This window comes from Devosia sp. (assembly GCF_017307565.1).
Lineage (GTDB): Bacteria > Pseudomonadota > Alphaproteobacteria > Rhizobiales > Devosiaceae > Devosia.
This window is the reverse complement of record NZ_JAFKHD010000368.1, coordinates 1-1,404: the sequence shown is the minus strand read 5'-3', so window position 1 is coordinate 1,404 and position 1,404 is coordinate 1. Positions and strand designations below refer to the sequence as shown.

Genomic DNA, 1,404 nt, shown 5'->3' with positions numbered 1-1,404 from the left:
TTGTCGGCCAGAACACCCTTCAGCTCATAGCCTTTTCCATCGGTGAACAGACTTATGGAGTCGAGATCACTACGGTGCGCGAAATCCGCGCCTGGAATGGGGCAACGCCATTGCCGAACACGCGCGAATTCGTTCGCGGTGTGATCAACCTGCGCGGCACCATCGTGCCGATCTTCGACCTGCGCGCCCGCTTCGGCGACGGCCAGACCTCGCCGACCAAGAACCACGTCGTGGTGGTCATGAGCGTCGGCGACAAATGGGTCGGCATTCTCGTCGACGCCGTCAGTGACATTCTCACGGTCAACCGCGAAGACATCCACAACGTGCCCGAAGGCAATGCCATCGACACCGAACTGCTGAATGGTATCGTCACCCATGACAGCCGCATGGTGGGCCTGATCGATCTGCACGCCGTGGTGACCGGCGCCAAGCTCGACGGCTAGGCGTTTTACAAGACTGGATGAATACAAGGGCGCCGCGAGGCGCCCTTTTTGCTTTTGAGGCGCGCGTGTTGGGTGATTTTGGGGTGGGATGAGGACCGGCGCTTCACGGTAGCGAGGGCTCCCCGATCCCTTCAACAACGATACGGATGATGTGTGTGACATCCTCTTTGGCAAACTGACCTCCCGCAAGCGCCGAGAGCATTGCCTGTCCGTAAATTCCGAGAAGAACGAGCGCCATCAAATTGGAATCTTCGTCCGCTCGGATGACACTCTGCCGTTGGCCCAGGACAAGAATATCCCTGACAAGTCCCTGAAATGACGGCCGGCCGTCAGGCGGTTCCAGGGACGGCCGATCGAGCGGGGAAAGTGCCAGCTTCGCAAGTGAGGGATTGGCCAGACACCAGCCGGCGCTGTCTTGAAAGACGTCTTCGAGAATGCGCAACGCGTCTTCACCCTCTGCCATGCGGTCTCGATAGGCCGTGTCATTCGCTTCCACGCGCGCGATCAGCTGCGCGGCGATGTCATCTTTCGAAGCGAACAGGTTGTAGATCGTTTTGCGGGTCAGACCCGCTCGGGTCGCGATTTCCTCAACCGCGGTCGCGGCAAATCCCTTTTCTCTGAATGCTGCGTCGGCAGCATCGAGAATGAGATTTCGAGATCGGTCGGTCCGCTTCAGTATTGTCATTTTTATACAATGGTATAAATTTACACATGTGTAAACATTTATGAGGCGGTGTCCATGCTAGCCGAATTCGGTCCCAATATCTGGCTTGCGGACGGGCCAACGGTCATCGCAGCGGCCGGTTTCCACTACCCCACGCGCATGGTTGTCATGAGACTAGCCAACCATGACCTCGTCCTCTGGTCGCCAACGGTGCTTGCCGACGAACTCGTCTCGACAATCGAGACATTAGGAACGGTCAGGTATCTGGTCGCTCCCAACTCTTTACACCACACATTC

General features: G+C 57.5%; 2 protein-coding genes and 1 pseudogene. 2 read left to right on the top strand and 1 reads right to left on the bottom strand.

Going from position 1 to position 1,404, the window contains the following annotated elements; genetic code table 11:
- On the top strand, window positions 1–443 hold a 443-nt coding region (locus J0I64_RS15355), incomplete at its 5' end, for a chemotaxis protein CheW (protein ID WP_291409794.1).
- A 103-nt stretch (window positions 444–546) separates the two neighbouring features.
- Here J0I64_RS15355 and J0I64_RS15350 read toward each other — a convergent pair.
- Complete coding sequence (locus tag J0I64_RS15350; protein WP_291409792.1) at window positions 547–1,128, bottom strand: TetR/AcrR family transcriptional regulator; 582 nt, start codon at window positions 1,126–1,128, stop codon at window positions 547–549.
- Between the two features lie 54 nt (window positions 1,129–1,182).
- On the opposite strand from J0I64_RS15350, the pseudogene J0I64_RS15345 reads away from it, so the two are divergent.
- Window positions 1,183–1,404 (top strand): annotated as a pseudogene (locus tag J0I64_RS15345) (hypothetical protein); the annotation flags it as partial.

What these genes read in the sequence shown, in the direction of transcription:
- J0I64_RS15350 (WP_291409792.1), bottom strand. Translation starts at nt 1,128, where the DNA reads ATGACAATACTGAAGCGGACCGACCGATCTCGAAATCTCATTCTCGAT.